The sequence below is a fragment of the Bradyrhizobium sp. Y36 genome (assembly GCF_002531575.1).
Taxonomy (GTDB): domain Bacteria; phylum Pseudomonadota; class Alphaproteobacteria; order Rhizobiales; family Xanthobacteraceae; genus Bradyrhizobium.
Genome location: NZ_NWTI01000003.1, coordinates 387,830 through 411,873, shown reverse-complemented (window position 1 = coordinate 411,873; position 24,044 = coordinate 387,830). Strand labels below are relative to the sequence as shown.

Annotated in this window: 23 protein-coding genes; 22 read left to right on the top strand and 1 reads right to left on the bottom strand. The window is 65.1% G+C overall.

The annotated features are described in order from the left end of the window. Positions 1-187 precede the first annotated feature (187 nt). The 16 genes from CO669_RS08565 (at position 188) to mmsB (ending at position 18,002) form a co-directional block, all read left to right on the top strand. Positions 188-961: a ferredoxin--NADP reductase gene (locus CO669_RS08565; RefSeq protein ID WP_097659409.1), complete on the top strand. Its 774-nt coding sequence runs from the start codon at positions 188-190 to the stop codon at positions 959-961. Between the two features lie 102 nt (positions 962-1,063). Continuing rightward, positions 1,064-2,806 carry a fumarate reductase/succinate dehydrogenase flavoprotein subunit gene (locus tag CO669_RS08560; protein WP_198963899.1) on the top strand — a complete coding sequence of 581 codons (1,743 nt, stop codon included), beginning with the start codon at positions 1,064-1,066 and terminating at the stop codon, positions 2,804-2,806. A 31-nt stretch (positions 2,807-2,837) separates the two neighbouring features. Continuing rightward, the gene (locus tag CO669_RS08555; RefSeq protein WP_007593252.1) at positions 2,838-3,071 is read left to right on the top strand and encodes a 4Fe-4S dicluster domain-containing protein; all 234 of its coding nucleotides are present in this window, start codon (positions 2,838-2,840) and stop codon (positions 3,069-3,071) included. 2 nt (positions 3,072-3,073) lie between these two features. Next, positions 3,074-4,051, top strand: a complete 978-nt coding sequence (locus CO669_RS08550) for a HEAT repeat domain-containing protein (protein WP_198963898.1) — start codon at positions 3,074-3,076, stop codon at positions 4,049-4,051. Positions 4,052-4,165: 114 nt separating this feature from the next. Beyond that, positions 4,166-5,338, top strand: a complete 1,173-nt coding sequence (locus CO669_RS08545) for a fumarylacetoacetate hydrolase family protein (RefSeq protein WP_097659334.1) — start codon at positions 4,166-4,168, stop codon at positions 5,336-5,338. A 379-nt stretch (positions 5,339-5,717) separates the two neighbouring features. Further along, a complete protein-coding gene (gene ytfQ / locus CO669_RS08540; protein ID WP_097659333.1) occupies positions 5,718-6,683 on the top strand; it encodes a galactofuranose ABC transporter, galactofuranose-binding protein YtfQ in 966 nt (321 codons plus the stop codon). Positions 6,684-6,796: 113 nt separating this feature from the next. After that, on the top strand, positions 6,797-8,341 hold the full coding sequence (locus CO669_RS08535) for a sugar ABC transporter ATP-binding protein (protein ID WP_097659332.1): 1,545 nt from the start codon (positions 6,797-6,799) through the stop codon (positions 8,339-8,341). Further along, the gene (locus CO669_RS08530; protein ID WP_097659331.1) at positions 8,338-9,330 is read left to right on the top strand and encodes an ABC transporter permease; all 993 of its coding nucleotides are present in this window, start codon (positions 8,338-8,340) and stop codon (positions 9,328-9,330) included. The genes CO669_RS08535 and CO669_RS08530 overlap by 4 nt, the downstream gene beginning before the upstream one ends. Continuing rightward, a complete protein-coding gene (yjfF, locus tag CO669_RS08525; protein ID WP_097659330.1) occupies positions 9,327-10,307 on the top strand; it encodes a galactofuranose ABC transporter, permease protein YjfF in 981 nt (326 codons plus the stop codon). Before CO669_RS08530 ends, yjfF begins: the two co-directional genes overlap by 4 nt. Continuing rightward, positions 10,304-11,080 (top strand): FadR/GntR family transcriptional regulator, encoded by a 777-nt coding sequence (locus CO669_RS08520; RefSeq protein ID WP_097659329.1) that lies wholly within the window; start codon positions 10,304-10,306, stop codon positions 11,078-11,080. Before yjfF ends, CO669_RS08520 begins: the two co-directional genes overlap by 4 nt. Beyond that, positions 11,077-12,003 (top strand): Gfo/Idh/MocA family protein, encoded by a 927-nt coding sequence (locus CO669_RS08515; protein WP_097659328.1) that lies wholly within the window; start codon positions 11,077-11,079, stop codon positions 12,001-12,003. Before CO669_RS08520 ends, CO669_RS08515 begins: the two co-directional genes overlap by 4 nt. Before the next feature lie 2 nt (positions 12,004-12,005). Beyond that, positions 12,006-13,085, top strand: a complete 1,080-nt coding sequence (locus tag CO669_RS08510; RefSeq protein ID WP_097659327.1) for an aldose epimerase family protein — start codon at positions 12,006-12,008, stop codon at positions 13,083-13,085. Continuing rightward, the gene (locus tag CO669_RS08505) at positions 13,085-13,963 is read left to right on the top strand and encodes an SMP-30/gluconolactonase/LRE family protein (protein WP_198963909.1); all 879 of its coding nucleotides are present in this window, start codon (positions 13,085-13,087) and stop codon (positions 13,961-13,963) included. The genes CO669_RS08510 and CO669_RS08505 overlap by 1 nt, the downstream gene beginning before the upstream one ends. Positions 13,964-14,036: 73 nt before the next feature. Further along, positions 14,037-15,110, top strand: a complete 1,074-nt coding sequence (gene chvE, locus CO669_RS08500) for a multiple monosaccharide ABC transporter substrate-binding protein (RefSeq protein WP_097659325.1) — start codon at positions 14,037-14,039, stop codon at positions 15,108-15,110. Positions 15,111-15,237: 127 nt separating this feature from the next. Further along, positions 15,238-16,815, top strand: a complete 1,578-nt coding sequence (mmsA, locus tag CO669_RS08495; protein ID WP_097659324.1) for a multiple monosaccharide ABC transporter ATP-binding protein — start codon at positions 15,238-15,240, stop codon at positions 16,813-16,815. Beyond that, entirely contained in the window at positions 16,812-18,002 is a 1,191-nt protein-coding gene (gene mmsB / locus CO669_RS08490) for a multiple monosaccharide ABC transporter permease (protein WP_097659323.1), read from the top strand. Before mmsA ends, mmsB begins: the two co-directional genes overlap by 4 nt. A gap of 102 nt (positions 18,003-18,104) precedes the next feature. Here mmsB and CO669_RS35920 read toward each other — a convergent pair whose 3' ends face one another. Then, positions 18,105-18,272, bottom strand: a complete 168-nt coding sequence (locus tag CO669_RS35920) for a hypothetical protein (protein WP_097659322.1) — start codon at positions 18,270-18,272, stop codon at positions 18,105-18,107. 173 nt (positions 18,273-18,445) lie between these two features. Here CO669_RS35920 and CO669_RS08480 point away from each other — a divergent pair, with 173 nt between their 5' ends. From CO669_RS08480 to CO669_RS08455, 6 genes are all read left to right on the top strand, one after another. Further along, positions 18,446-19,024 (top strand): cytochrome c oxidase subunit 3 family protein, encoded by a 579-nt coding sequence (locus CO669_RS08480; protein WP_097659321.1) that lies wholly within the window; start codon positions 18,446-18,448, stop codon positions 19,022-19,024. A 17-nt stretch (positions 19,025-19,041) separates the two neighbouring features. Then, positions 19,042-19,284: a cytochrome C oxidase subunit IV family protein gene (locus CO669_RS08475; RefSeq protein ID WP_245444234.1), complete on the top strand. Its 243-nt coding sequence runs from the start codon at positions 19,042-19,044 to the stop codon at positions 19,282-19,284. A gap of 111 nt (positions 19,285-19,395) precedes the next feature. Continuing rightward, complete coding sequence (locus tag CO669_RS08470) at positions 19,396-19,848, top strand: c-type cytochrome (RefSeq protein WP_097659319.1); 453 nt, start codon at positions 19,396-19,398, stop codon at positions 19,846-19,848. A gap of 40 nt (positions 19,849-19,888) precedes the next feature. Next, positions 19,889-21,235 carry a cbb3-type cytochrome c oxidase subunit I gene (locus CO669_RS08465; protein ID WP_097659318.1) on the top strand — a complete coding sequence of 449 codons (1,347 nt, stop codon included), beginning with the start codon at positions 19,889-19,891 and terminating at the stop codon, positions 21,233-21,235. A 63-nt stretch (positions 21,236-21,298) separates the two neighbouring features. Next, positions 21,299-22,108 carry a CbbQ/NirQ/NorQ/GpvN family protein gene (locus CO669_RS08460; RefSeq protein ID WP_097659317.1) on the top strand — a complete coding sequence of 270 codons (810 nt, stop codon included), beginning with the start codon at positions 21,299-21,301 and terminating at the stop codon, positions 22,106-22,108. Positions 22,109-22,118: 10 nt separating this feature from the next. Beyond that, complete coding sequence (locus CO669_RS08455; RefSeq protein WP_097659316.1) at positions 22,119-24,041, top strand: nitric oxide reductase activation protein NorD; 1,923 nt, start codon at positions 22,119-22,121, stop codon at positions 24,039-24,041. Positions 24,042-24,044 lie beyond the last annotated feature (3 nt).

Here is a 24,044-nt window from a genome sequence, read left to right as displayed (position 1 = left end):
TGTCTATGTCGGAGCGGGCATGCGTGAATAGCAACTAATTGCCGGTGTTGGCGCGTCGCCCCGCCTGTCGCTGCCTCGCCTTCAATCACCGCCCGCGAAATGTGAAACTAATCGACCGGGAAATTCACTTCCGAATTGCCGGACTCTCCTCTCTCCGTGACCTTGGCATCATCGACAAGGAGAGATGATGAGCGCATTTCAGAAGGAAACGGTTTTGTCGGTCCGGCACTGGACCGAAGCCCTGTTCAGCTTCACCGCGACGCGCGATCCCGGCTTTCGGTTCCAGAATGGCCAGTTCGCGATGATCGGACTGGAGGTCGAAGGCAAGCCCTTGATGCGGGCCTACAGCATGGCCAGCGCCAATCACGAGGAGGCGCTCGAATTTTTCTCGATCAAGGTGCAGGACGGTCCGCTGACCTCGCGCCTGCAGAAGATCCGGGAAGGCGACATCATCCTGGTCGGCCGCAAGGCCACGGGCACGCTGATCACCGGCAATCTCATTCCGGGAAAACGCCTGCTGCTGCTCTCGACGGGAACGGGCCTTGCTCCCTTCGCCAGCCTGATCAAGGACCCTGATGTCTACGAGAATTACGAGACCATCGTGCTCGCTCACGGTTGCCGCCAGGTCTCCGAGCTCGCTTATGGCGAGCACGTCGTCGATGGCCTGCGCAATCACGAGTTCTTCGGCCCGCTGATCCGCGACAAGCTGGTCTACTACCCGACCGTCACCCGCGAGCCGTTCCGGAACCGCGGCCGCATCACCGACCTGATCGCGTCGAACCAGCTGTTCGACGACATCGGCCAGGGCGGCCTCGACATCGAGACCGACCGCATCATGCTGTGCGGCAGCCCGGCGATGCTCGAGGAGCTGCACGCCATGTTTGACGAGCGTGGCTTCGTCGAGGGCAACCACAGCCAGCCCGGCCATTTCGTCATCGAAAAGGCCTTTGTCGAGCGCTGAGGCGCAAATCGCGTCCCGGCGACAACTAATTGCTATCGCCGCGACGCCCCCTGAACAAGTCTGATGCAAAGGCGCCGAAGATCGGCGAACCAGGAGCAAGTGATGTCACTAGATCAGATCGTCGACGGACTTTCGGAGGTTTCCTGCGATGTGCTGGTGATCGGCGGCGGCACCGCCGGCCCGATGGCGGCGCTGAAGGCGAAGCTGAAGAACCCGAAGGCCAACGTCGTCCTGCTCGAAAAGGCCAACGTCAAGCGCTCCGGCGCGATCTCGATGGGCATGGACGGGCTGAACAATGCCGTCATTCCCGGATACGCGACGCCGGAGCAGTACACCAAGGAAATCACCATCGCCAATGACGGCATCGTCGACCAGAAGGCGGTCTATAAATATGCGCAGAACTGCTTTGGCATCATCGAGGAGCTCGACAGCTTCGGCATCCGCTTCCTGAAGAACGAGAACGGCGACTATGCCGTCAAGAAGGTGCACCACATCGGCACCTACGTGCTGCCGATGCCGAACGGCGAGACCGTGAAGAAAGCGCTGTATCGCCAGCTCCGCCGGGCCCGCATCCTGATCTCGAACCGTTACATGGCCACGCGGCTTTTGAAGTCCGCCGACGGCCGCATCGCCGGCGCAGTGTCGGTCAACACCCGCACGGCCGAAATGCTGGTGATCAAGGCCAAGGCCGTGATCCTCTGCATGGGCGCCGCCGGGCGACTGGGCCTGCCGACCTCCGGCTACATGTTCGGCACCTACGAGAACGCCGCCAATTCCGGCGATGGCTACGCCATGGCCTATCACGCCGGCGCCGCACTCGCGAATCTCGAATGCTTCCAGATCAATCCGCTGATCAAGGACTACAACGGCCCGGCCTGCGCCTATGTCGCCGGTCCCTTCGGCGCCTATACGGCGAATAACGAGGGTTCGCGCTTCATCGAATGCGACTACTGGTCCGGTCAGATGATGCTGGAATTCTACAACGAGCTGCTGTCGGGCAAGGGCCCGGTGTTCCTCCAGCTCAAGCATCTGCACCCCGACACCATCTCCGAGATCGAATCCACGCTGCACAAGGTCGAGCGTCCGACCCGCGGTCTGTTCCAGCAGGGGCGCGGGGTCGACTATCGCAGCGAATCGATCGAGATGCACATCTCCGAGATCGGCTTCTGCTCCGGCCACAGCGCCTCCGGCGTGTTCGTGGACGACAATGCCCGCACCACCGTGCCGGGCCTCTATGCCGCCGGCGACATGGCGAGCGTGCCGCACAACTACATGCTTGGCGCCTTCACCAATGGCTCGGTCGCCGGCATCGACGCGATGGAGTTCGCCGACAGCCATGATTTTGCAGAGTTCGACGCGGCGGATGTTGCCATGGAGCGCGATCGCGTGATGGCGCCGACCAAGCGCGAGGACGGCATCCCGCCGAACCAGATCGAGTACAAGACCCGGCGCCTGGTCAACGACTATCTGCAGCCGCCGAAGGTCACCCGCAAGTACGAGCTCGGCATGCGCCGTCTCGCCGAAACGCGGGAGGACATGCAGGAGCGCATGATCGCGCGCAATGCGCACGAGCTGCTCCGCGCGCTCGAAGTGCAGTCGATCATGGACTGCGCCGACATGGCCGCGCACGCCTCGCTCTACCGCGAGGAGAGCCGCTGGGGCCTCTATCACTGGCGCACCGATTTCCCGGAGAAGGACAACGAGAACTGGTTCTGCCACACGCTGCTCTCCAAGCAGGACGGCAAGATGACCAGCGAGAAACGCGCCGTCGAGCCCTATGTCGTCCCGATCGCCGACGACGAGAAGGACCTCTACGACAAGCAGCGCATCCGCGCCTCCGCCTGACACACCGCAACAGAACAACAGGAGACATCACATGCCTCTCGCGTCCTATCAGACTTCGGTTCCGGTGGTCGTCGACGATGCCAAATGCATCGCCGACAAGGGTTGCACGGTGTGCGTCGACGTCTGCCCGCTCGACGTCTTGCGCATCAGCGACATGACCAACAAGGCCTATATGGCCTATGACGAGTGCTGGTACTGCATGCCCTGCGAGGCCGATTGCCCGACCGGCGCCGTCACCGTCAACATTCCCTATCTGTTGAGGTGAGCATGTCGAGCCCGTTCGAAACCTACGACGATCTCGAAGACGCCGACGAGCGGCTTCAGGCCGCCGACCCCGCCGAGCGCCGCGTCGCCATCATCGCGCTCGGCCATTCCGGCGATCCGGCCGCGGTCGGCCATCTCGCCAATATGGTCGCCGATCCCGATGCTGGCGTGCGCCAGCAAGTCGCAATGGCGCTCGGCGAGTTCGACGGGCCGGAGGCGGCAAGCGCGCTGGTCAAGCTGCTTGTCGACCCCGAAAGGATCGTGGCGGCGGCCGCGGCCGACAGCATGGCCGAGTTCAAGGATCCCGCCTGTGCGGAGATCATCCTGCCGCTGGTGAAGCATGCTCACGCCTTCGTCCGCATGGGCGCGCTGCGCGCCCTGAAGGAGCTGCGCTGCAAGGACACGCTGAAGCCGGCGCTGGAAGCGCTGCAGGACAGCGATGCCGCCGTGCGCGTTCAGGCGATCGGGGTGATCGGCTTCCTCAAGCTGGAAGAATCCATCCCCGCGCTGACGGCACTGATCAACGACCCCGACGCGCATGTTCGCCGCGCCGCCGTCAGTGCGCTGGCCTTCTCGCAGATGAAGCCGGCCGCGGAGACGATCACGCGCGCTCTGAAGGATTCCGACTGGATGGTCCGCGAGATGGCCGCGGAAACCTTGGGCCTCAACGTCAACGGTTCGCTCGCTGCCGACCCACTGGTCACGTGTCTTGCCGACGAGTTCTGGCAGGTGCGGCTGAAGGCGATCCGGAGCCTCGGCCGCATGAAGATCGAGCGCGCGGTGCGCCCGATCGGCAATTGTGTCAATCACGATCAGGCCAATTTGCGTAAAGAGGCCGCCGCTGCGCTCGGCGAAATCGCCCATCCCGACGGCGAGGTGTTCCTGGCCGTCATTGCCGACGATCCTGATCCCGATGTGCGCAAGAATGCGCGTTGGGCGCTGCAGCAGATCGCGGCGCGAAAGGCGCGGGCAGGGGCATAGCAACGGGGCATCCTGCCGCTCTGGACTTCCCCCGCCAGACGTTTATTGGTCTTCGCCAATGGGATCGGCCGCTATGAACGCGGCCGGTCCTTAGAAACAGCGAGGACGCCGGCCATGACGACACTGTCCGTTAAAGACCTTCTCCCCGAAGATGGAACGAGGGGGACGCTGGTCGGCCGCGTCTGGCTGCCGCAGGTCAATGGCCCGGCCGTGGTCGCCGTGCGCGGCGACGGCGTCTTCGATGTCACCGCAAAATTTCCGACCGTCAGCGCGCTATGCGAAGAGGACAATCCCGCCAAGGCGCTTGCCGCGACCGCGGGCGAACGGATCGGCGATCTCGAAGCGATCGTGGCCAACACCGCCCCTGACGGACGCGACCTCAGCAAGCCGTGGCTGCTGGCGCCGGTCGATCTCCAGACCCTGAAGGCCGCCGGCGTCACCTTCGCGATCTCGATGCTGGAGCGCGTCATCGAGGAGCGCGCCAAGGGCAATCCGGCCTCGGCTGAAGCGATCCGCAAGGAAGTGACGCGCCTGATTGGCGACGACCTGTCGAAACTCAAGCCGGGCTCGGACCAGGCGATGCACCTGAAGCAGGTGCTGATCGACCAGAACGCCTGGAGTCAGTACCTCGAAGTCGGCATCGGCCCCGATGCCGAAGTCTTCACCAAGGCGCCGACCATGTCCTCGGTCGGCACCGGCATGGACGCGGGCCTGCATCCGAAATCGACCTGGAACAACCCCGAGCCGGAGCTGGTGCTGTTCGTCTCCAGCCGCGGCAAGATCGTCGGCGGCGCGCTCGGCAACGACGTGAATCTGCGCGACTTCGAGGGACGCTCGGCGCTGCTGCTGTCGAAGGCCAAGGACAACAATGCGTCCTGCTCGATCGGCCCGCTGCTGCGGCTGTTCGACGACACCTTCACGCTCGACGACGCGCGCAAGCTCGATATCAGCCTGAACGTGACGGGCACCGACGGGTTCGTCCTCGACGGCCATTCCTCGATCAGCAAGATCAGCCGCGATCCGACCGACCTTGTCGCGCAGACCATCGGCAAGATCCATCAATACCCAGATGGCTTCGTGCTGTTCCTCGGCACCATGTTCGCACCGGTCAAGGATCGCGATGCGCCGGGGCAGGGGTTCACCCACAAGCGCGACGACATCGTCACGATCGCAGCGCCGGAGCTCGGCAAGCTCGTCAACCGCATGCGCACCAGCGACACGTGCGAGCCCTGGACCTTCGGCATCGGTGCGCTGATGAAGAATCTGGCGCAGCGGAAGCTGATCTAGCGCCGCTCCGTTTTCAGCTCGCACAAGCGAGTTGGCAGGAAGTCGTCATGCCCGGGCTTGTCCCGGGCATCCACGTTCTTCGTGCCGTATGGCAAAGGCGTGGATGGCCGGGACAAGCCCGGCATGACGGAGCGTGGCGCCCCGCCGACCCGCACAATTTCCTTCATCTTATCGTTGCATCACCGGAACAAAATCGCGCCGAGCGTGTCATCAAACCGCTCGACGCTCCTCCCGTGCGTTTTTGCCCCCAATAGTCAAATAATATGACTAGTCGGAACCCTCCTCCTGTGAAATAGTGCCTTCCGCCGCCTCAAGGGCCGGCCTGAGGGTGCCATGCTACCAATCGGCGCCCCGGATAACATCTTGGGAGACACGCCTGATGACCCTCAAAGCCCTCTTTGCGGCCAGCGCCACGGCCGCGCTGCTGCTCGCGCTGCCGGCCAATGCCGGCCAGCTCACCATCGGCTTCTCGCAGATCGGATCGGAATCCGGCTGGCGCGCAGCCGAGACCTCGGTCTCCAAGCAGGAGGCCAGCAAGCGCCAGGTCAACCTCAAGATCGCCGACGCGCAGCAGAAGCAGGAGAACCAGATCAAGGCGATCCGTTCCTTCATCGCGCAGAACGTCGATGCGATCTTCCTCGCGCCGGTCGTCTCGACCGGATGGGATTCTGTGCTGAAGGAAGCCAAGGAGGCCAAGATCCCGGTCGTGCTGCTCGACCGTGACATCGATCCCTCCGGCAAGGAGCTCTATCTCACCGCCGTGACCTCCGACAGCGTGCATGAAGGCGAGGTGGCCGGCGACTGGCTCGCCAAGACCGTCGGCACCAAGCCCTGCAACATCGTCGAGCTGCAAGGCACGGTCGGCGCCAGCGTCGCGACCAATCGCAAGAAGGGCTTTGACACCGCCGTCGCGAAGCATGCGAACCTGAAGGTGGTGCGCAGCCAGACCGGCGACTTCACCCGCGCCAAGGGCAAGGAGGTGATGGAGAGCTTCATCAAGGCCGAAGGCGGCGGCAAGAACATCTGCGCGGTCTACGCGCACAACGACGACATGATGGTCGGCGCGATCCAGGCGATGAAGGAAGCCGGCCTCAAGCCGGGCAAGGACATTCTCACCGTCTCGATCGACGCGGTGCCCGATATCTTCAAGGCGATGGTCGCCGGCGAAGCCAACGCCACGGTCGAGCTGACGCCGAACATGGCCGGCCCCGCGCTCGATGCCGTCGCGGCCTTCAAGGACAAGGGCACGGTTCCGCCGAAATGGATCCAGACCGAGTCCAAGCTCTATACGGCCGCGGACGATCCGCAGAAGATCTACGACAGCAAGAAGGGCCTCGGTTACTGAGGCGGGCTTCGCCGGACCGCAGCTTGCGGTCCGGCACCCCCCTTCGAAACCGCCGCGCGACCGCATAGGCTGGTGTCCGCTTCAATGCGGGCGCCTTCGGGAGTGACTTTGCCATGCAGAACAGCCTTGATCCCGCTATGCCCCTGCTCGAGGTGCGCGGGATCAGCAAGAGCTTCGGCGCCGTGCACGCGCTGCAGGAGGTCGACTTCACGCTGCGCGCCGGGGAAATCCATGCGCTGCTCGGCGAGAACGGCGCCGGAAAATCCACGCTGATCAAGGTCGTCACCGGCGTGTTCCCGCGCGACGCCGGCATCGTCAGGATTGGCGGCGAGGACATCGCGCCGCGCTCGGCCAAGGCTGCGCTGGCAGCGGGCATCGCCACCGTCTACCAGGAAGTCAACCTGCTGCCGAACCTCTCGGTGGCGCAGAACCTGTTTCTCGACCGCCAGCCGATGCGCTTCGGCATCGTGCGCGAAGGCGAGATGCGCCGCCGTGCCAAGGCGCTGCTGGCGGATTTCGGCCTCGACATCGACGTCGCCGCGCCGCTCGGCAGCTATTCCGTCGCCATTCAGCACGTCACCGCGATCGCCCGCGCGGTGGATCTCTCCGCGCGCGTCCTGATCCTGGACGAGCCGACCGCGAGCCTCGACCGCCACGAGGTCGAGATCCTGTTTCGCATCATGCGGCAGCTCGCCAAGCGCGGCATCGGCATCGTCTTCGTCAGCCATTTCCTCGATCAGGTCTACGAGATCTCCGACCGCATCACGGTGCTGCGTAATGGCCGCCTGGTCGGCGAGCGTGAGACCGCCTCGCTGCCCCGGCTCGAGCTGATCCGGCTGATGCTCGGCCGCGAACTGGCCGAGACCACCAGTGCACGGGCATCAGCGGGCGAGCATAAGGCCCGCGAGGTCTGCGCCAGCTTCGAGAATTTCGGCAAGGCCGGCTATGTCGCGCCGTTCAATCTCGAGCTGCGTCATGGCGAGGTCGTCGGCCTCGCCGGTCTGCTCGGCTCGGGCCGCACCGAGACGGCGCGGCTGGTGTTCGGCGCCGAGCGCGCCGATCGCGGGCAGGCGAGGGTGGAGGGCACGCCCGTCCGGCTGCAGTCGCCGCGCGACGGCGTCCGCCACGGTTTCGGCTATTGCCCGGAGGAGCGCAAGACCGAGGGCATCGTCGCCGAGCTCACCGTGCGTGAGAACATCGTGCTCGCGCTCCAGGCCAAGCGCGGCCTGCATCGGCCGCTGTCGCGCCGTGAGCAGGACGAGATCGCGCGCCGCTATGTCAAGATGCTCGACATTCGTCCGGCCGATCCCGAGCGTCCCGTCGGCCTGCTCTCCGGCGGCAATCAGCAGAAGGTGCTGCTGGCGCGCTGGCTCGCGACCTCGCCGCGGCTCCTCGTGCTGGACGAGCCGACCCGCGGCATCGACGTCGGCGCGCATGCCGAGATCATCCGCCTGATCCGCGAGCTCTGCGACGACGGCCTCTCGCTGCTGGTGATCTCCTCCGAGCTGGACGAGATTGTGACCTATTCGGACCGCGTCGTGGTGCTGCGCGACCGCGCCCATATCGAGGAGCTCGCGGGCGAGGCGATCGACGTCGGCAACATCCTGGCGGCCATTGCCGCCGACAGCGTCGCTGTTGCGCTCGAGGCCCACACATGACGGCGCTGTTGCCGCGTCGCGGCCTTGCCCAGATCCTGGCGCTGATCGTCATTCTCGCGGTCGATCGCGTGGTGTCGCCGCAGTTCTTCGACCTCCGCCTCCAGGACGGTCGTCTGTTCGGCAGCCTGATCGACGTGCTCAACCGCGGCACGCCGGTGGCGCTGCTCTCGCTCGGCATGGTGCTGGTGATCGCGACGCGCGGCATCGATCTCTCGGTCGGCGCGGTCATGGCCATCTGCGGCGCGATCGCGGCAAGCCTTGCCGACACTCATGGCCTACCCGTGGTGCTGGCAGCCGCGCTCGGCGCCGGCCTTGTCTGCGGATTGTGGAACGGCTTCCTCGTCGCCGTGCTCGGCATGCAGCCGATCGTGGCGACGCTGATCCTGATGGTGGCGGGCCGGGGGATCGCCCAGCTCATCACCGAGGGGCGCATCGTCACCTTCTCCTCGCCGGATCTGGTCTGGCTCGGCAATGGCTCGGTGCTCGGCCTGCCGGTGCCGGTCGTGATTGCCTTAGGGATGCTGATTCTCACCGGAGCAGTGGTGCGCGGCTCCGCGCTCGGGCTTCTGATCGAGGCGACCGGCGGCAATGCGCGCGCCAGTGAGCTTGCCGGCGTCGGCACCCGCGCGATGATCATAGCCGTCTATGTCTGGTGCGGCGTCTGTGCCGCGCTCGCCGGCGTGATCGCGGCGGCCGACATCATGGGCGCGGATGCCAACAATGCCGGCCTCTGGCTCGAGCTCGATGCGATCCTCGCCGTGGTGATCGGCGGCACCTCGCTGTTTGGCGGCCGCTTCAGCCTCGTGCTCGCGGTGCTGGGCGCGCTGATCATCCAGACCATGAACACCGGCATTCTGCTGTCGGGCTATCCGCCGGAGTTCAATTTGCTGGTCAAGGCGGGGGTGGTGCTCGCGGTGCTGCTGTTGCAATCGCCGAAGCTGTCGGGCTTTGCGGGCATCGCCACGCGGCTGCGGGGGACGAAAGCATGAGAGGCCTGCCGCCCGTCCTCATCACGGCGATCGTGCTCGTGACAGGCTTTGCGGCCTGCGCGATGCAATTCCCCAACATTGCCTCGACCCGCGTGGTCGGCAACCTCCTCACCGACAACGCCTTCCTCGGCATCGTCGCGACCGGCATGACCTTCGTCATCATCTCCGGCGGCATCGATCTCTCGGTCGGCTCGGTGATCGGCTTCACCACCGTGTTCGTGGCGCTCGCGATCGAGCGCTGGGGCGTGCCGCCGCCGGTCGCCTTCGTCGCCATCCTCGTGCTCTCGGCGGCCTTTGGCGCGGCGATGGGCGCGGTGATTCATATCTTCGATCTACCGCCGTTCATCGTGACGCTGGCCGGCATGTTCCTGGCGCGCGGCGCGAGCTTCCTGCTCTCCACCGAATCGGTACCGATCACCGCGCCTGTCTATTCGACGGTCTCTGACTTCGCGCTGCGCATGCCCGGCGGCGGGCGGTTGACCGCGATTGCGATCATCATGCTCGTCATCGTCATCGGCGGCGCCCTGCTGCTGCATCTGACGAGATTTGGCGCCAACGTCTACGCGCTCGGCGGCAGCCGGGCCACCGCGAGCCTGATGGGCGTTGCGGTCGGCAAGATGACGGTGAAGATCTACATGCTGTCGAGCCTTCTCGCAGGGATCGCCGGCATCGTCTTCTCCTTCTACACCAGCGCCGGCTACTCGCTCTCCGCCGTCGGCGTCGAGCTCGACACCATCGCTGCGGTCGTCATCGGCGGCACGCTGCTCACGGGCGGACAGGGCTCGGTGATCGGGACCTTCCTCGGCGTGCTGATCCAGGGAATGATCCAGACCTACATCAATTTCGACGGCACGCTGTCGAGCTGGTGGACCAAGATCGCGACCGGCGTTTTGCTGTTCGCCTTCATCGCCCTGCAGCAGGCTCTGGTCGCGCTCGCGCGTCGGCCGGCGGCGAAACGCGCGGGAGCCGCCCCATGACCTCGCGCATCGTCGTCATCCCGACGCGACGGGCTCACTCCAACCATGCGGAGGTCGCCCGCTCGATCGGCGTCGACATCATCGCCGGCCGCTACGCGGAAGGCACGCGCCTGCCGGGAGATGCCGAGATGATCGCGATGTTCGGCGTGTCGCGGCCGGTGTTGCGGGAGAGCGTCAAGACCCTCGTCGCCAAGGGGCTGCTCACCACCAAGGCGCGCGTCGGCACCGTCGTGCGCGAACGCGCGGCCTGGAACATGTTCGACGCCGACGTGCTCGCCTGGCACCTCGATGCCGGCATCGACAAGCGTTTCCTCAATGACCTCGCCGAGATCCGCCTCGCGGTCGAACCGCGCGCGGCGATGCTGGCGGCCGCGCAGCGGTCGGAGGAAGATCTTGCCGAGCTTCGGCGCAGCATGGAGCGCATGCGGCTCGAGGCATCCGACTCGGTCGGCTTTGCCGATGCCGACCTCGCGCTTCACGTCGCCGTGGCGCGCGCTTCGGGCAATCTGTTCATGCGTTCGATCGGCCACGTCATCGAGGCAGCCCTGCGCGCCTCGTTCCTGCTGAGCGCCCCCGTGGAATCGAAGGACCGCGACACCGTGCTGCTCTGGCACCAGAAGATCGTCGATGCGATCGCGGCAGGCAATGCGGAGGCCGCGTCGGAAGCGATGGTCTTCGTCATTCACAACGGCATGCACCGCCATGAAGGCACGGTCGTCGAGATCGCGCCGGCAGGGGCGCTGCCCTCCGTGGAATCTGGAGAAAGATCGTGACTGAACTTCGCATCGCCATCGTCGGCTTCGGCAAGATCGCGCGCGACCAGCATGTCGGTGCAATCGCCGCCGTGCCGGGCGCGACGTTGACGGCGATCGCGAGCCGCAATGCCTCGTTGCCGGGGCTGCCGCATTTCGCCACCATCGAGGAGCTGTTGGAGAAGGGGCCGCCGGTCGATGCAGTCTCGCTCTGCACGCCGCCGCAGGTGAGACGCGCGCAAGCCGCCGCGGCGCTCGCGGCCGGCAAGCACGTCATGCTGGAGAAGCCGCCGGGCACCGGCGTCGCCGAGCTCGATCCGCTTGTCGCGATGGCGGCGAAGGCAAAGCGAACGCTGTTTGCGACCTGGCATTCGCGCCATGCGCCGGCGGTCGAGCCCGCGCGGCAATGGCTCGCGGCGCGAGGCATCAAGTCGGTGCACATCAACTGGAAGGAAGACGTTCGCGTCTGGCATCCCGGCCAGAGCTGGATCTGGGAGCCGGGCGGCCTTGGCGTGTTCGACCCTGGCATCAACGCGCTGTCGATCCTGACCAGGATTCTGCCCAGGCCGGTGTTCGTCACCGCGGCCGAGTTGGCCTTTCCCGCCAATTGCCAGGCGCCGATTGCGGCGAACCTGACCCTGACCGACATCGACGGCCTGCCTGTGACCGCCGAATTCGACTTCCGCCAGACCGGGCCGCAGAGCTGGGATATCCTGGTCGAGACCGACCAGGGCCGGCTGACGCTGTCTGGCGGTGGCCGGCGCATGGCGATCGACGGCAACACCATTGCCGAGGCGCCCGATGAAGAATATCGGGAGCTTTACCGGCGCTTCGTCGAGCTCGCGGCGACCGGCGCAAGCGACGTCGATTTGACGCCGCTTCGTCTCGTCGCCGACGCCTTCCTGCTCGGCAAGCGCACGATCGTCGAACAGTTTGTGGATTGATCATGGCCGGCTCAGGGAAAATAGAAAAAGACGTCTTCGGAACGCAGCCTGACGGTCGCAAGGTCGCGCGCATCGTGCTGCGCGGGGAGGGCGGCTTCGAGGCCCGCATCATCACCCACGGCGCGGTGCTCCAGGCGCTGATCGCGCCGGATGCCAAGGGCGGTTATGACGACGTCGTGCTCGGCCATGACGGCCTTGCCGGCTACCTCGCCGAGCGGAAGTTTTTGGGCGCCACCGTCGGCCGCTACGCCAACCGTATCGCCAAAGGACAGTTTTCGCTCGACGGCGAAACGGTGCAACTCCCGGTCAACAACGGCCCGAATGCGCTGCATGGCGGCCTCGACGGTTTCGACCGCAAGCTCTGGGATATCGCGGAGATCGACGAAGGCGCCGAGCCCGCTGTGACGCTCACCTATACGAGTCCGCATGGCGAGGAGAACTATCCCGGCAAGCTCGATGTCCGCCTGACCTACCGCATAACCGGCCCGTCCGAGCTGTCACTCGAGATGAAGGCGCGAACCGACCGGCCGACCATCGTCAACCTGACCAACCACAGCTTCTTCAACCTCGAAGGCGCGACGTCAGGCACGCCGATCCTTGATCACGAACTTACGGTCGCCGCCGAGCATTTCCTCGCCATCGATCCCACCGCGATCCCGCTGTCCGGTCCGCCGCGCGCCGTAGCCGGCACGCCGTTCGATTTCCGCGACACCCAAGCGGTCGGTGCGCGCATCCGCGAAAGCCATGAGCAATTGCGTAACGGCCGGGGCTATGACCACACCTACTGCCTCGGGCGTGATGGGAAGCTCGCATTCGCCGCGCGGCTGGAGGCGCCGCGCTCGGGACGCATCATGGAGCTGCTGACCAATCAGCCGGGGCTCCAGGTCTACTCCGGCAACTATCTCGACGGCACGATTTCGGGGAAGGGCGGCAAGCTCATCCGGCAGTCGGATGCCATGTGCCTGGAGCCGCACATCTGGCCCGATGCACCGAACCGGCCGGATTTCCCGAGCCCGCGCCTCGATCCGGGCCAAGTCTATCGCCATCACACGGTCTATCGCTTTGCAGTGAGAGCGCCATGATGGAACAGGTCGCCACCTCCATTCTCTCGAACGATCCCTGCCATCTCGGCGAGGGCCCGACCTATGACGTGACCACCGACACCGCCTGGTGGTTCGACATCCGCGAGGGCCGCCTGTTCGAAGCGCAACTCGGCCGGGATAATATCCGCGTCCATGCGCTCGGCCGGATGGCGAGCGCGCTCGGGCGTATCGATGCCGAGCGGCAATTGATCGTCGCCGATGATGGTCTCTATATCCGCAAGCTCGCCGACGGTGCGATGACGCTGTTCCTTCCGCTCGAAGCGGACAATGCCGTCACGCGTTCCAACGATTGCCGCGTGCACCAGTCCGGGACGTTCTGGATCGGGACCATGGGCAAGAAGGCCGAGCCGAAGGCAGGCGCGATCTACGCGCTCCATCGCGGCAAGATCTCGACGCTGTTTCCCGACATCAGCATTCCCAATTCGATCTGCTTCTCGCCCGATGGCGCCACCGGCTATTTCACCGATACCCCGCGCGCCGTGCTCTATGCCGTGCCGCTCAATCCGGACACCGGCCTGCCGCGCGGCGAACCGGAGGTCTTGCTGCGCCACTCCGGCATCGGCGGCCTCGACGGTTCGGTGTGCGACTCCGACGGCAACATCTGGAATGCCTGCTGGGGCGCGAGCCGCATCGACGTCTATTCGCCACAAGGCGAGCGGCTGCGCTCACTGAGCGTGCCGGCGAAACAGGCAAGCTGTCCCGCTTTCGTCGGCTCCGATCTGTCGCGCCTCCTGGTCACGTCCGCCTGGCAGGATATGGACGCAGCCACAAGCGCCGCCGATCCGCAGGCCGGTTACACCTTTCTTTTGGAGGCATCCGCGCGCGGTCGCGCGGAGCCCGACGTCAAGCTCGCATAGGAGACACGAAAGCAGCCCACGACCACGTTCTCGTTGAAACAAAGAAACAGTCTGACACCCAAGGGAGTGAAACATGCTGAAACTGAAGACGACATTCCTCGCGCTGGCGTTGGCCGGCGCTGCGATGATGGCGACAGGCCTCACCGCCTCCGCCCAGGACAAGGCGACCGTCGGGATCGCGATGCCGACCAAATCCTCGGCGCGCTGGATCGACGACGGCAACAACATGGTCAAGGTGCTGAAGGAGCGCGGTTACAACACCGACCTGCAATATGCCGAAGACGACATTCCGAACCAGCTCTCGCAGGTCGAGAACATGGTGACCAAGGGCGCGAAAGCCCTGGTGATTGCCGCGATCGATGGCACCACGCTGTCCGACGTGCTCAAGCAGGCCAAGGCAAAGGGCATCACCGTGATCGCCTATGACCGCCTGATCCGCGGCACGCCGAACGTCGACTATTACGCGACCTTCGACAATTTCCAGGTCGGTGTGCTGCAGGCGCAATCGATCGAGCAGGGGCTTGGGCTGAAGGACGGTAAGGGTCCGTTCAACATCGAGCTGTTCGGCGGCTCGCCCGACGACAACAATGCCTACTTCTTCTACAACGGTGCGATGAGCGTGCTGAAGCCCTACATCGACAGCGGCAAGCTCGTCGTCGCCTCGGGCCAGATGGGCATGGACAAGGTCGCGACGCTCCGCTGGGACGGCGCCACCGCCCAGGCCCGCATGGACAATCTGCTCAGCGCCTACTACGGCAACAAGAAGATCAACGCCGTGCTGTCGCCCTATGACGGCATCTCGATCGGCATCATCTCCTCGTTGAAGGGCGTCGGCTATGGCAGCGCCGACCAGCCGATGCCGGTCATTTCGGGGCAGGACGCCGAGGTGCCCTCGATCAAGGCGATGCTGCGCGGCGATCAGTATTCGACCATCTTCAAGGACACCCGCGACCTCGCCAAGGTGACCGCCGACATGGTCGACGCCGCGCTCGGCGGCAAGCAGGTCGCGGTCAACGATACCAAGACCTATGAGAACGGCGTCAAGACCGTGCCGTCCTACCTGCTCAAGCCGGTCGTGGTCTACAAGGACAATTGGGAGAAGGTCCTGGTGGAAAGCGGCTACTACAAGAAAGCGCAGTTCCAGTAGATTTCTCGTGCCGTCGTTCCGGGGCGCCCGAAGGGCGAACCCGGAACCTCGAGATTCCGGGTTCGATGCTTTGCATCGCCCCGGAATGACGGCGGGGATGCAAAGGTTCCAAGGGACACCAACGCCAATGACCGCCATGCTGGAGATGCGCAACGTCAGCAAGAGCTTTGCCGGTGTGCAGGCGCTGCGCGACGTCAATTTCTCGGTTCAGGCAGGGCAGATCCACGCCCTCGTCGGCGAGAACGGCGCGGGCAAGTCGACGCTGATGAAGGTGCTCAGCGGCGTTTATCCCGCGGGCAGCTATGAGGGCACCATCGTGTTTGAGGGCGAGGAGCGCCGCTTCCGCGACATCAACGATTCCGAGGCGCTCGGCATCATCATCATCCACCAGGAGCTGGCGCTGATCCCGCTGATGTCGATTGCGGAGAACATCTTCCTGTCGCATCCGCCCTCGAAGCTCGGCGTGATCGACCGCGACGAGGTGTACCGGCGCACGCGCGAGTTGCTGGCGCAGGTCGGCTTGAAGGAATCCCCTGACACGCTGATCACCGATCTCGGTGTCGGCAAGCAGCAGTTGGTCGAGATCGCCAAGGCGCTGTCCAAGCGGGTGCGGATGCTGATCCTGGACGAGCCGACCGCCAGCCTCAACGAGGCCGACAGCGCCGCGCTGCTCGAGCGCCTGATGGCCTTCCGCGACCAGGGCATCGGCTCGATCCTGATCTCGCACAAGCTCAACGAGGTCGCCAAGGTTGCCGACCACATCACCGTGCTGCGCGACGGCCGCACCGTGGACAGCATCGACTGCCATGCCGAGCCGATCCAGGAAGACCGCATCATCCGCAGCATGGTCAACCGCGACATGGCTCACCGTTTCCCGGAGCGTAACGCAAAGATCGGCGAACCCGTGCTCACCGTCGAGAACTGGTCGGTGTATCACCCCATCCATCCCGAGCGGCAGGTGATCAAGAATGTCGGCTTCAGCGTCAAGCGCGGCGAGGTCGTGGGCATTGCCGGACTGATGGGCGCCGGGCGCACCGAATTCGCCATGAGCCTGTTCGGCCGCTCCTGGGGCACTGCGATCAGCGGAACCCTCCGCCTCGAGGGCCGGGACATGGTGCTGCCGAGCGTCGCGGCGGCGATCGACGCCGGCCTTGCCTATGTCACCGAGGACCGCAAGCAGCTCGGCCTCATCCTGGCCGACGACGTCCGCAAGAACATCACGCTCGCCAGCCTCGATCAGGTCGCGCCGGGGAGGGTGATCGACGACATCGCCGAGTTGAAGGTCGCCAGCGATTACCGCACCCGGATGCGCATCCGCTGCTCCGACGTCTACCAGGAGACCGGCCAGCTCTCCGGCGGCAACCAGCAGAAGGTGGTGCTGTCGAAATGGCTGATGACAGACCCCAAGGTCCTGATCCTGGATGAGCCGACGCGGGGCATCGACGTCGGTGCCAAATACGAGATTTACTGTATCATCAACGAGCTGGCGGAAGCCGGCCGCGGCGTCGTGGTGATCTCCTCGGAGATGCCCGAGCTGCTCGGCATCTGCGACCGCATCTGCGTCATGAATGACGGCGCCTTCGTCGGGGAGTTCATGGGGGCCGAGGCGACGCAGGAGAAGATCATGCGCGCCATTATGCGCAACGAACGAAACATTGGGAACGCCGCGCCAGCGGCCGCGGAGATGGGAGGATCGCAGCCATGACCGACAAAACGGTATCGCTGCCCGAGGAGCGCCGGCCCGGCAGCTTCATCAAGAACAATTTGCGCAACTACGGCATGCTGATGTCGTTGATCGCGATCATGCTGTTCTTCCAGGTCATGACCGGCGGCACGCTGCTGCAGCCGCTCAATCTGACCAACCTCGTGCTTCAGAACAGCTACATCGTCATCATGGCGCTCGGCATGCTGCTGGTGATCGTCACCGGTCATATCGACCTCTCGGTCGGCTCGGTCGCGGGCTTCGTCGGTGCCGTGGCCGCCGTGCTGATGGTGACCTACAAGGTCGACTACACGCTCGCCTTCATCGCCTGCCTGTTGCTGGGGGCCGCGATCGGCGCGGCGCAGGGCTATTGGGTGGCCTTCTTCGGGATTCCGTCCTTCATCGTGACGCTGGCGGGCATGCTGGTGTTCAAGGGGCTCGCGCTCGCGGTGTTGCAGGGGCAGTCGCTTGGCCCGTTCCCGGCGACGTTCCAGAAGCTGTCCTCCGGGTTTATTCCGGAGCTTCTGCCCGAGGCCGGCACGCTGCATCCGACCTCCATGCTGATCGGTGCCGTGCTCGCGCTCGGCCTCGTCTATGCCAGCGCCAAGGGCCGTTCGCGCGAGCAATCGCACGGGATCGAGGTCGAACCGTATGCGTTCTTCCTGGGCAAGAGCATCCTTCTCGCCTGCGCGGTGCTCTACTTCACCTATCTGATTGCCTCGCATCGCGGCCTGCCCAACGTGCTGGTGATCATGACCGCGTTGATCGCGCTCTATGGCTTCGTCACCCGCCGCACCGTGATCGGCCGGCAGGTCTATGCGGTGGGCGGCAACGCCAAGGCGGCAAAACTGTCGGGCATCAAGACCGAGCGGCTGACGTTCCTCACCTTCGTCAACATGGGCGTGCTGGCGGCGCTCGCCGGCCTCGTCTTCGCCGCGCGCCTCAACACGGCGACGCCGAAGGCAGGTCTGGGCTTCGAGCTCGACGTCATCGCCGCCTGCTTCATCGGCGGCGCCTCGGCCTATGGCGGGGTCGGGCGCGTCGGCGGGGCCGTGGTCGGCGCCATGATCATGGGCGTGATGAACAACGGCATGTCCATCCTCGGCATCGGCATCGACTATCAGCAGGTCATCAAGGGCCTGGTGCTGCTGGGGGCGGTGTGTATCGACGTGTATAACCAGCGCAGGTAGCCACGTCGGCGGTGCCGTAGGGTGGGCAAAGGCGCAACGCGCTGTGCCCACCATTCATCTATGATCGAGAGAAAGTCGTGGGCACGCTCCGCTTTGCCCACCCTACTGCAGTGGCGCCTGCGTCGTGAACAGCACCGTCGCGATCGCGACGGAGAGGGTCACCGCCGATACGGTCGCCACGGTCGACAGCACCCCCATTCGCCGGAGCGCGATGGCGAACACGATGATGATGGGGGTCGCGGTCAGCAGCCCGATTTGTGCATCGCTCATCTCATCGCTCACTGTTTTGCGCAACCGCTTGATATCTCCACCCTATGACGGCATGGCGGTCGGAACATTGCGATAGCGCAAACGCGCCTTCGGCCGGTTGCACTATTTGTCCGGCGACAAAGTCGCAATCGCGCCGGTGGGATATCTGTTCGGCGTCTTGGTGTGGAATTCAGATGTCGGCGACGGATTGCGAGCAAGAGAGCACCGGCTGGGGAATCCTGGAAGATCTTCCCGGCGATCCCATGATCTGGGTCCTCATCTTCAGCGAACTCGCCGCCTTCGGCCTGTTCCTGGGCGCCTTTGTCATCGCCCGAGCGCTTCATCCGGCGCTCTTTGCCGCCGGTCAGGCCACGCTTGATGCGCATCTGGCTGGAATCAACACCATCGTCCTCGTTACCAGTGGCTGGGCCGCCGCGCGGGCGACGGCAGCTGCGCGGGCGGGCGAGAGGGGACGTGCGCGCGGCTGGCTGATCGGCGCCATGGCGCTTGGCAGCGTCTTCATCGCGGTCAAGCTGACTGAATATGCCGCCGAGATCGGATTAGGAAACGGCCTGGAGACAAGCCCGTTCTTCACCCTGTACTTCCTCCTCACAGGCTTCCATCTCCTGCATGTCGGCCTCGGCATCGTCATCCTGGCCGTAGTTTCCCGGGGCGCCCGGGCGGAGGGCGTCGAGACCGGAACCGCTTTCTGGCACATGGTCGATCTGCTCTGGATCGTCATGTTTCCGATCATCTATCTGGTGCACTCGTGATTCCGGATCGCCTCGACATGGCCTGGCTCACCTTGATCGGCCTTGCTCTGGCGACCCTTCTGGTTCCGGCGCTGGTGTCGCGCCCCTTACTCGCCAATGCCTTGCTGCTGACCTTCGCCGCCCTCAAGGGCCGCCGTATCGTGCTCGATTTCCTCGATCTTCGCTCGGCGCCGGCGCTCTGGCGGGGCCTCGTCAGCGCCTGGGTTGTCATCGTGGTGCTGTTCGCCTGGCTCGCATCCGCCATCGTTGCCCTGATCTGATCGGCGGTCGCGCATCGTCGCAATCCTTGCGCTTCGTCAAAGAGCGCCTCCCGGCAATCCGCAATAAATCGCATCACAGATTTTCTCGACTCAAACCGGAAAGGATTGGCAATGGCTGAACGCCTGACCAAGTCGGCCGCTCGAAATGTGTTCTACGGCGGTTCGGCCTTTTTCTTCGCCATCTTCATAGGGCTGACGGCGCACAGCCATTACTACATGGCCACGACATCCACGGACGCTGCGACGCTGACGTCGTCGGTCGCCCGCGGCAAGCATGTCTGGGAGAAGAACTCCTGCATCAACTGCCACACGCTGCTGGGCGAGGGCGCCTATTTCGCCCCCGAGGTCGGCAACGTCTGGGATCGCTGGGGCGGCAAGGAGGATCCGGCCGCGGCTCGCGAGACGCTGAAGGCCTGGATGCAGTCGCAGCCCTCGGGCGCAGAGGGCCGGCGGCAGATGCCGCAGTTCAACCTCACCGACCAGGAGCTCAACGACCTCGCCGACTTCCTGCAATGGGCCAGCACGATCAAGCGTCAGAGCTGGCCGCCGAACAAGGCCGGCTGAGCACGCTGCTTTCTTCTTCTCAAGACAGAGAGAACCCGAGATGAAATATCAAACCCAGAAAGTCGCGATGCTGTATTTCTACGGCGCGCTGACCTTGTTCCTGGCCCAGGTCCTGTTTGGCCTTCTCGCCGGAACGATCTACGTCCTGCCCAATACCCTGTCGGTCATCCTGCCGTTCAACATCGTCCGGATGATCCACACCAACGCGCTGATCGTATGGTCGCTGATCGGCTTCATGGGGGCAACCTACTATCTGCTCCCGGAAGAGACCGAGAACGAGCTCTACAGCCCGCTGCTGGCGAAGATCCAGTTCTGGATGTTCTTCGGCGCAGCCGGCGTTGCCGTGGTCGGCTACCTCTTCCACTATCACGAGGGCCGCGAGTTCCTCGAGCAGCCCTTCATCATCAAGGTCGGCATCGTCGTCGTCTGCCTGATGTTCCTGTTCAACGTCACGATGACGGCGCTGAAGGGGCGCAAGACCACGATCACCAACATCCTGTTGTTCGGTCTGTGGGGCGTTGCGATCTTCTTCCTGTTCGCCTTTTACAATCCGGCGAACCTTGCCGTCGACAAGATGTATTGGTGGTACGTCGTTCATCTCTGGGTCGAGGGCGTCTGGGAGCTGATCATGGCCTCCGTGCTCGCCTATCTCATGATCAAGCTCAACGGCATCGATCGTGAGGTCGTCGAGAAGTGGCTCTACGTCATCATTGGCCTTGCCCTGTTCTCGGGCATTCTCGGCACCGGCCACCACTTCTATTGGATCGGCGCGCCCGGTTACTGGCAGTGGATCGGCTCGCTGTTCTCCACGCTCGAAGTCGCGCCGTTCTTCACCATGGTGATCTTCACGGTGCAGATGACCTGGAAGGCCGGCCGCAAGCATCCGAACCGTGCCGCGCTGTTGTGGTCGGTTGGCTGCTCGGTGATGGCGTTCCTCGGCGCCGGCGTGTGGGGCTTCCTGCACACGCTGTCCTCGGTGAACTACTACACCCACGGCACCCAGGTCACCGCGGCGCACGGCCATCTCGCCTTCTTCGGCGCCTATGTGATGCTGAACCTGTCGGTGATGGCCTACGCGATCCCGCAGCTCAAGGGACGTGCGCCCTATAACCAGTGGCTCTCCATGACCAGCTTCTGGATCATGTGCACGGCGATGATGACCATGACCTTCGCGCTCACCTTTGCCGGCGTGGTTCAGGTTCACCTGCAGCGCGTGCTCGGCCAGAGCTACATGGACGTGCAAGACCAGCTCGCGATGTTCTACTGGGTCCGCCTCGGCTCCGGTGTGTTCGTTGCGATCTCCGCGCTGATGTTCGTCTGGGCCGTGCTGGTGCCGGGCCGCGAGAAGCAGGCGACTATTTCCGCCGCACTGCAGCCGGCCGAGTAAACGAGAAAGGGCGGCCGCGGTTCGTCGCGGCCGCCTCCTTCCTGGAAAGTCCGGAGAGACATCATGAAAGCTGCCCTTCACACGGTGACGTCGGCGCCCGAGCTGCCGGCCTATGTTCCATCCGGACGCGAATGCGAGCTTTTCGAGCATGCCTGGCGGCGGCGTCTGCCGGTGCTGCTCAAGGGGCCGACCGGCTGTGGCAAGACGCGCTTCGTCGCGCATATGGCGGCGCGGCTGGGCCTGCCGCTTCACACCGTCGCCTGTCACGACGATCTGACCGCCGCCGATCTCACCGGCCGCTATCTGCTCAGGGGCGGCGACACCGTATGGACCGATGGTCCGCTGACGCGCGCCGTGCGCGAAGGTGGCATCTGCTATCTCGACGAGGTCGTGGAGGCACGCAAGGACGTCACCGTCGTGCTGCATCCGCTGACCGACGATCGCCGCATCCTGCCGCTGGAACGCACCGGCGAGGAGCTGGCGGCGCCGAACAGCTTCATGCTCGTCGTCTCCTACAATCCCGGCTACCAGACGCTGCTGAAGGCCTTGAAGCCCTCGACGCGCCAGCGCTTCGTCGCCATCGAATTCGATTTCCTGCCGCCAGAGCACGAGATCGGCGTCGTGTCCGCCGAAAGCGGGCTGTCGCCGGAGCGCGTGCGGCCGCTGGTGGGGCTGGCTGGGCGGCTGCGCGCGCTCAAGGGCCACGATCTGGAAGAGGGCGTCTCGACCCGGCTCGTAGTCTATTGCGCGACCCTGATCGCTGCGGGCATGCCGATCGCCGACGCCGTGCTGGCCGGCATGATCGAGCCGCTCACCGACGACGCCGACGTGAAGGCGGCGCTGCTGGACGTCGCGCGCGCCGTCATCGGGTGAGGCCACGCCCATGCTCGACTTCCTCGAACTGGAGGAGACGGTCGGTCGCGCCTGGCACAGGATGGTCGGCGGCACAGCGAGCTATCCGGTCCACGACGATCACGCTGTCGCGCTGACCGACATGAGGGGCCGGCTCGCGGTGATGTTCCGTGCGCTCGGCGGCGAGACCGGGGTGCAGATTGCAAGCGCAAGCGCCCGAAAGTCGGGGCATCGTCTCGGCTGGCGGCAGCGCATCGGTCTTGGCGACGAGCGATTGGAGCAGCCGGGCCGCGATGCCGCGACCATCTTCCTTCCCGATCGTATCTCGATCTTTCCCGACCGCGCGTTGAACGCGGCGCTCTATCGTTGGCTGGCGGCGTGGTTCGCAGCCGCGCCGATCGAGACGATCACGGAAGCCGATCCGCTGCGGCGGGATCTTCTGGTGTTGCGCCGGGCCAGCGAGACGGCGGTCTGGGTGCTCACGCAATTCCCCGGCCTTGTCGGCGACTACGCCAGGCTCGCCGCAGCAACTGCCGAGGCCAGACCTCGCCGCCCGCTGCCGCGCATCGAGCAGGAGGTCGAGCAGATCGTGCTGGCCCTGCTCGGAACCGGCAAGGCGCCTGCCGGCAAGCTGTGGCCGGCAATGATGGGAACGGGCCCGCTGCCCGACAAGGCGCCGCCGGGCTATCATTCGATCCTGCCGTGCCCGCTCTGGGGGGATTGCTGGACACGCGAGCTCTCGCCCGCCCATGCCGGCGAGGACGAGTGCGCGCCGGGAGCTGAAGCCGCGGCCGATGACAATCGCAAGCGCTTCGCCGTCCGCGAGCGCGAGGACAATGCCAACCGCCGCGATCCTTTCGTGCTCAATCGTTTCGAGAAGATTCTCGCGATGGCCGAGATGGTCAATGTCGATCGTCCCGCCGACGACAGCGATGACGAGGACGCGCAGAAGGCCGCCGACGATCTCGAGGAGATCACGCTCAGCCGCCGCACCGGCAAGCCCGCGAGCCGGTTCAAGTTCGATCTCGACCTGCCGCCGGAAGCCCTCGACACATCGAAGCTGAATGCGGATCTCACCTATCCCGAATGGGATTATCGCAGCGGCTCCTATCTGCCGGATCATTGCCGCGTGCTTGCGGCGGGGGCCTCGGAGCAGGGGGAGAGCTGGACGCCCGACGACGCCACGCGCCGGCATATCCGTCAGGTGCGCCGCCGCTTCGAGGTGCTGCGCCCGCGGCACGAGCTGATGCGCGCGCAGGCCGACGGACACGACCTCGATCTCGACGCGCTGGTGCGCGCGCAATGCGACCTCCGCGCCGGCAGCGGCGGCAGCGGTCTCGACCGCATCCACGTCGCGATGCGCCCGCAAGGGCACGATCTCGCCGTCACGCTGCTGGTCGACGTCTCGCTGTCGACGGATGCCTGGGTCGATGGCTACCGCGTGCTCGACGTCGAGAAGGAGGCGCTGCTGGTGCTCGCCCACGGGCTCTCGGCCTGCGGTGACCACCACAACATCCTGACCTTCACCTCGCGCCGGCGCTCCTGGGTGCGGCTCGAAACGGTCAAGGCCTTCGGCGAGCCGATGAGTGCGACGGTGGAGCGCCGCATCGGCGCGTTGAAGCCCGGCTATTACACGCGCATCGGCGCGGCCGTGCGCCACGCCGCGGCCGAGCTTGCCCGCCAGCCGCAGCGCAAGAAGCTGCTGATCGTCCTCACCGACGGCAAGCCGAACGACGTCGATCATTACGAGGGCCGCTTCGCGGTCGAGGACACCCGCAAGTCGGTGCAAGAGGCGCGCCGGCTCGGCATCGCCGCCTTCGGCGTCACGGTGGACGCCACCGCGCAATCCTACTTCCCGACCCTGTTCGGTCGCGGCGGCTACGCGATCGTCGGCAACATCAAGCGGCTGCCAGCCGCGCTGCCGGCGATCTACCGGCAGGTGGCGCACCAATAGCGG

What these genes read in the sequence shown, in the direction of transcription:
- CO669_RS08565 (WP_097659409.1), top strand. Translation starts at nt 188, where the DNA reads ATGAGCGCATTTCAGAAGGAAACGGTTTTGTCGGTCCGGCACTGGACC.
- CO669_RS08560 (WP_198963899.1), top strand. Translation starts at nt 1,064, where the DNA reads ATGTCACTAGATCAGATCGTCGACGGACTTTCGGAGGTTTCCTGCGAT.
- CO669_RS08555 (WP_007593252.1), top strand. Translation starts at nt 2,838, where the DNA reads ATGCCTCTCGCGTCCTATCAGACTTCGGTTCCGGTGGTCGTCGACGAT.
- CO669_RS08550 (WP_198963898.1), top strand. Translation starts at nt 3,074, where the DNA reads ATGTCGAGCCCGTTCGAAACCTACGACGATCTCGAAGACGCCGACGAG.
- CO669_RS08545 (WP_097659334.1), top strand. Translation starts at nt 4,166, where the DNA reads ATGACGACACTGTCCGTTAAAGACCTTCTCCCCGAAGATGGAACGAGG.
- ytfQ (WP_097659333.1), top strand. Translation starts at nt 5,718, where the DNA reads ATGACCCTCAAAGCCCTCTTTGCGGCCAGCGCCACGGCCGCGCTGCTG.
- CO669_RS08535 (WP_097659332.1), top strand. Translation starts at nt 6,797, where the DNA reads ATGCAGAACAGCCTTGATCCCGCTATGCCCCTGCTCGAGGTGCGCGGG.
- CO669_RS08530 (WP_097659331.1), top strand. Translation starts at nt 8,338, where the DNA reads ATGACGGCGCTGTTGCCGCGTCGCGGCCTTGCCCAGATCCTGGCGCTG.
- yjfF (WP_097659330.1), top strand. Translation starts at nt 9,327, where the DNA reads ATGAGAGGCCTGCCGCCCGTCCTCATCACGGCGATCGTGCTCGTGACA.
- CO669_RS08520 (WP_097659329.1), top strand. Translation starts at nt 10,304, where the DNA reads ATGACCTCGCGCATCGTCGTCATCCCGACGCGACGGGCTCACTCCAAC.
- CO669_RS08510 (WP_097659327.1), top strand. Translation starts at nt 12,006, where the DNA reads ATGGCCGGCTCAGGGAAAATAGAAAAAGACGTCTTCGGAACGCAGCCT.
- CO669_RS08505 (WP_198963909.1), top strand. Translation starts at nt 13,085, where the DNA reads ATGGAACAGGTCGCCACCTCCATTCTCTCGAACGATCCCTGCCATCTC.
- chvE (WP_097659325.1), top strand. Translation starts at nt 14,037, where the DNA reads ATGCTGAAACTGAAGACGACATTCCTCGCGCTGGCGTTGGCCGGCGCT.
- mmsA (WP_097659324.1), top strand. Translation starts at nt 15,238, where the DNA reads ATGACCGCCATGCTGGAGATGCGCAACGTCAGCAAGAGCTTTGCCGGT.
- mmsB (WP_097659323.1), top strand. Translation starts at nt 16,812, where the DNA reads ATGACCGACAAAACGGTATCGCTGCCCGAGGAGCGCCGGCCCGGCAGC.
- CO669_RS35920 (WP_097659322.1), bottom strand. Translation starts at nt 18,272, where the DNA reads ATGAGCGATGCACAAATCGGGCTGCTGACCGCGACCCCCATCATCATC.
- CO669_RS08480 (WP_097659321.1), top strand. Translation starts at nt 18,446, where the DNA reads ATGTCGGCGACGGATTGCGAGCAAGAGAGCACCGGCTGGGGAATCCTG.
- CO669_RS08475 (WP_245444234.1), top strand. Translation starts at nt 19,042, where the DNA reads ATGGCCTGGCTCACCTTGATCGGCCTTGCTCTGGCGACCCTTCTGGTT.
- CO669_RS08470 (WP_097659319.1), top strand. Translation starts at nt 19,396, where the DNA reads ATGGCTGAACGCCTGACCAAGTCGGCCGCTCGAAATGTGTTCTACGGC.
- CO669_RS08465 (WP_097659318.1), top strand. Translation starts at nt 19,889, where the DNA reads ATGAAATATCAAACCCAGAAAGTCGCGATGCTGTATTTCTACGGCGCG.
- CO669_RS08460 (WP_097659317.1), top strand. Translation starts at nt 21,299, where the DNA reads ATGAAAGCTGCCCTTCACACGGTGACGTCGGCGCCCGAGCTGCCGGCC.
- CO669_RS08455 (WP_097659316.1), top strand. Translation starts at nt 22,119, where the DNA reads ATGCTCGACTTCCTCGAACTGGAGGAGACGGTCGGTCGCGCCTGGCAC.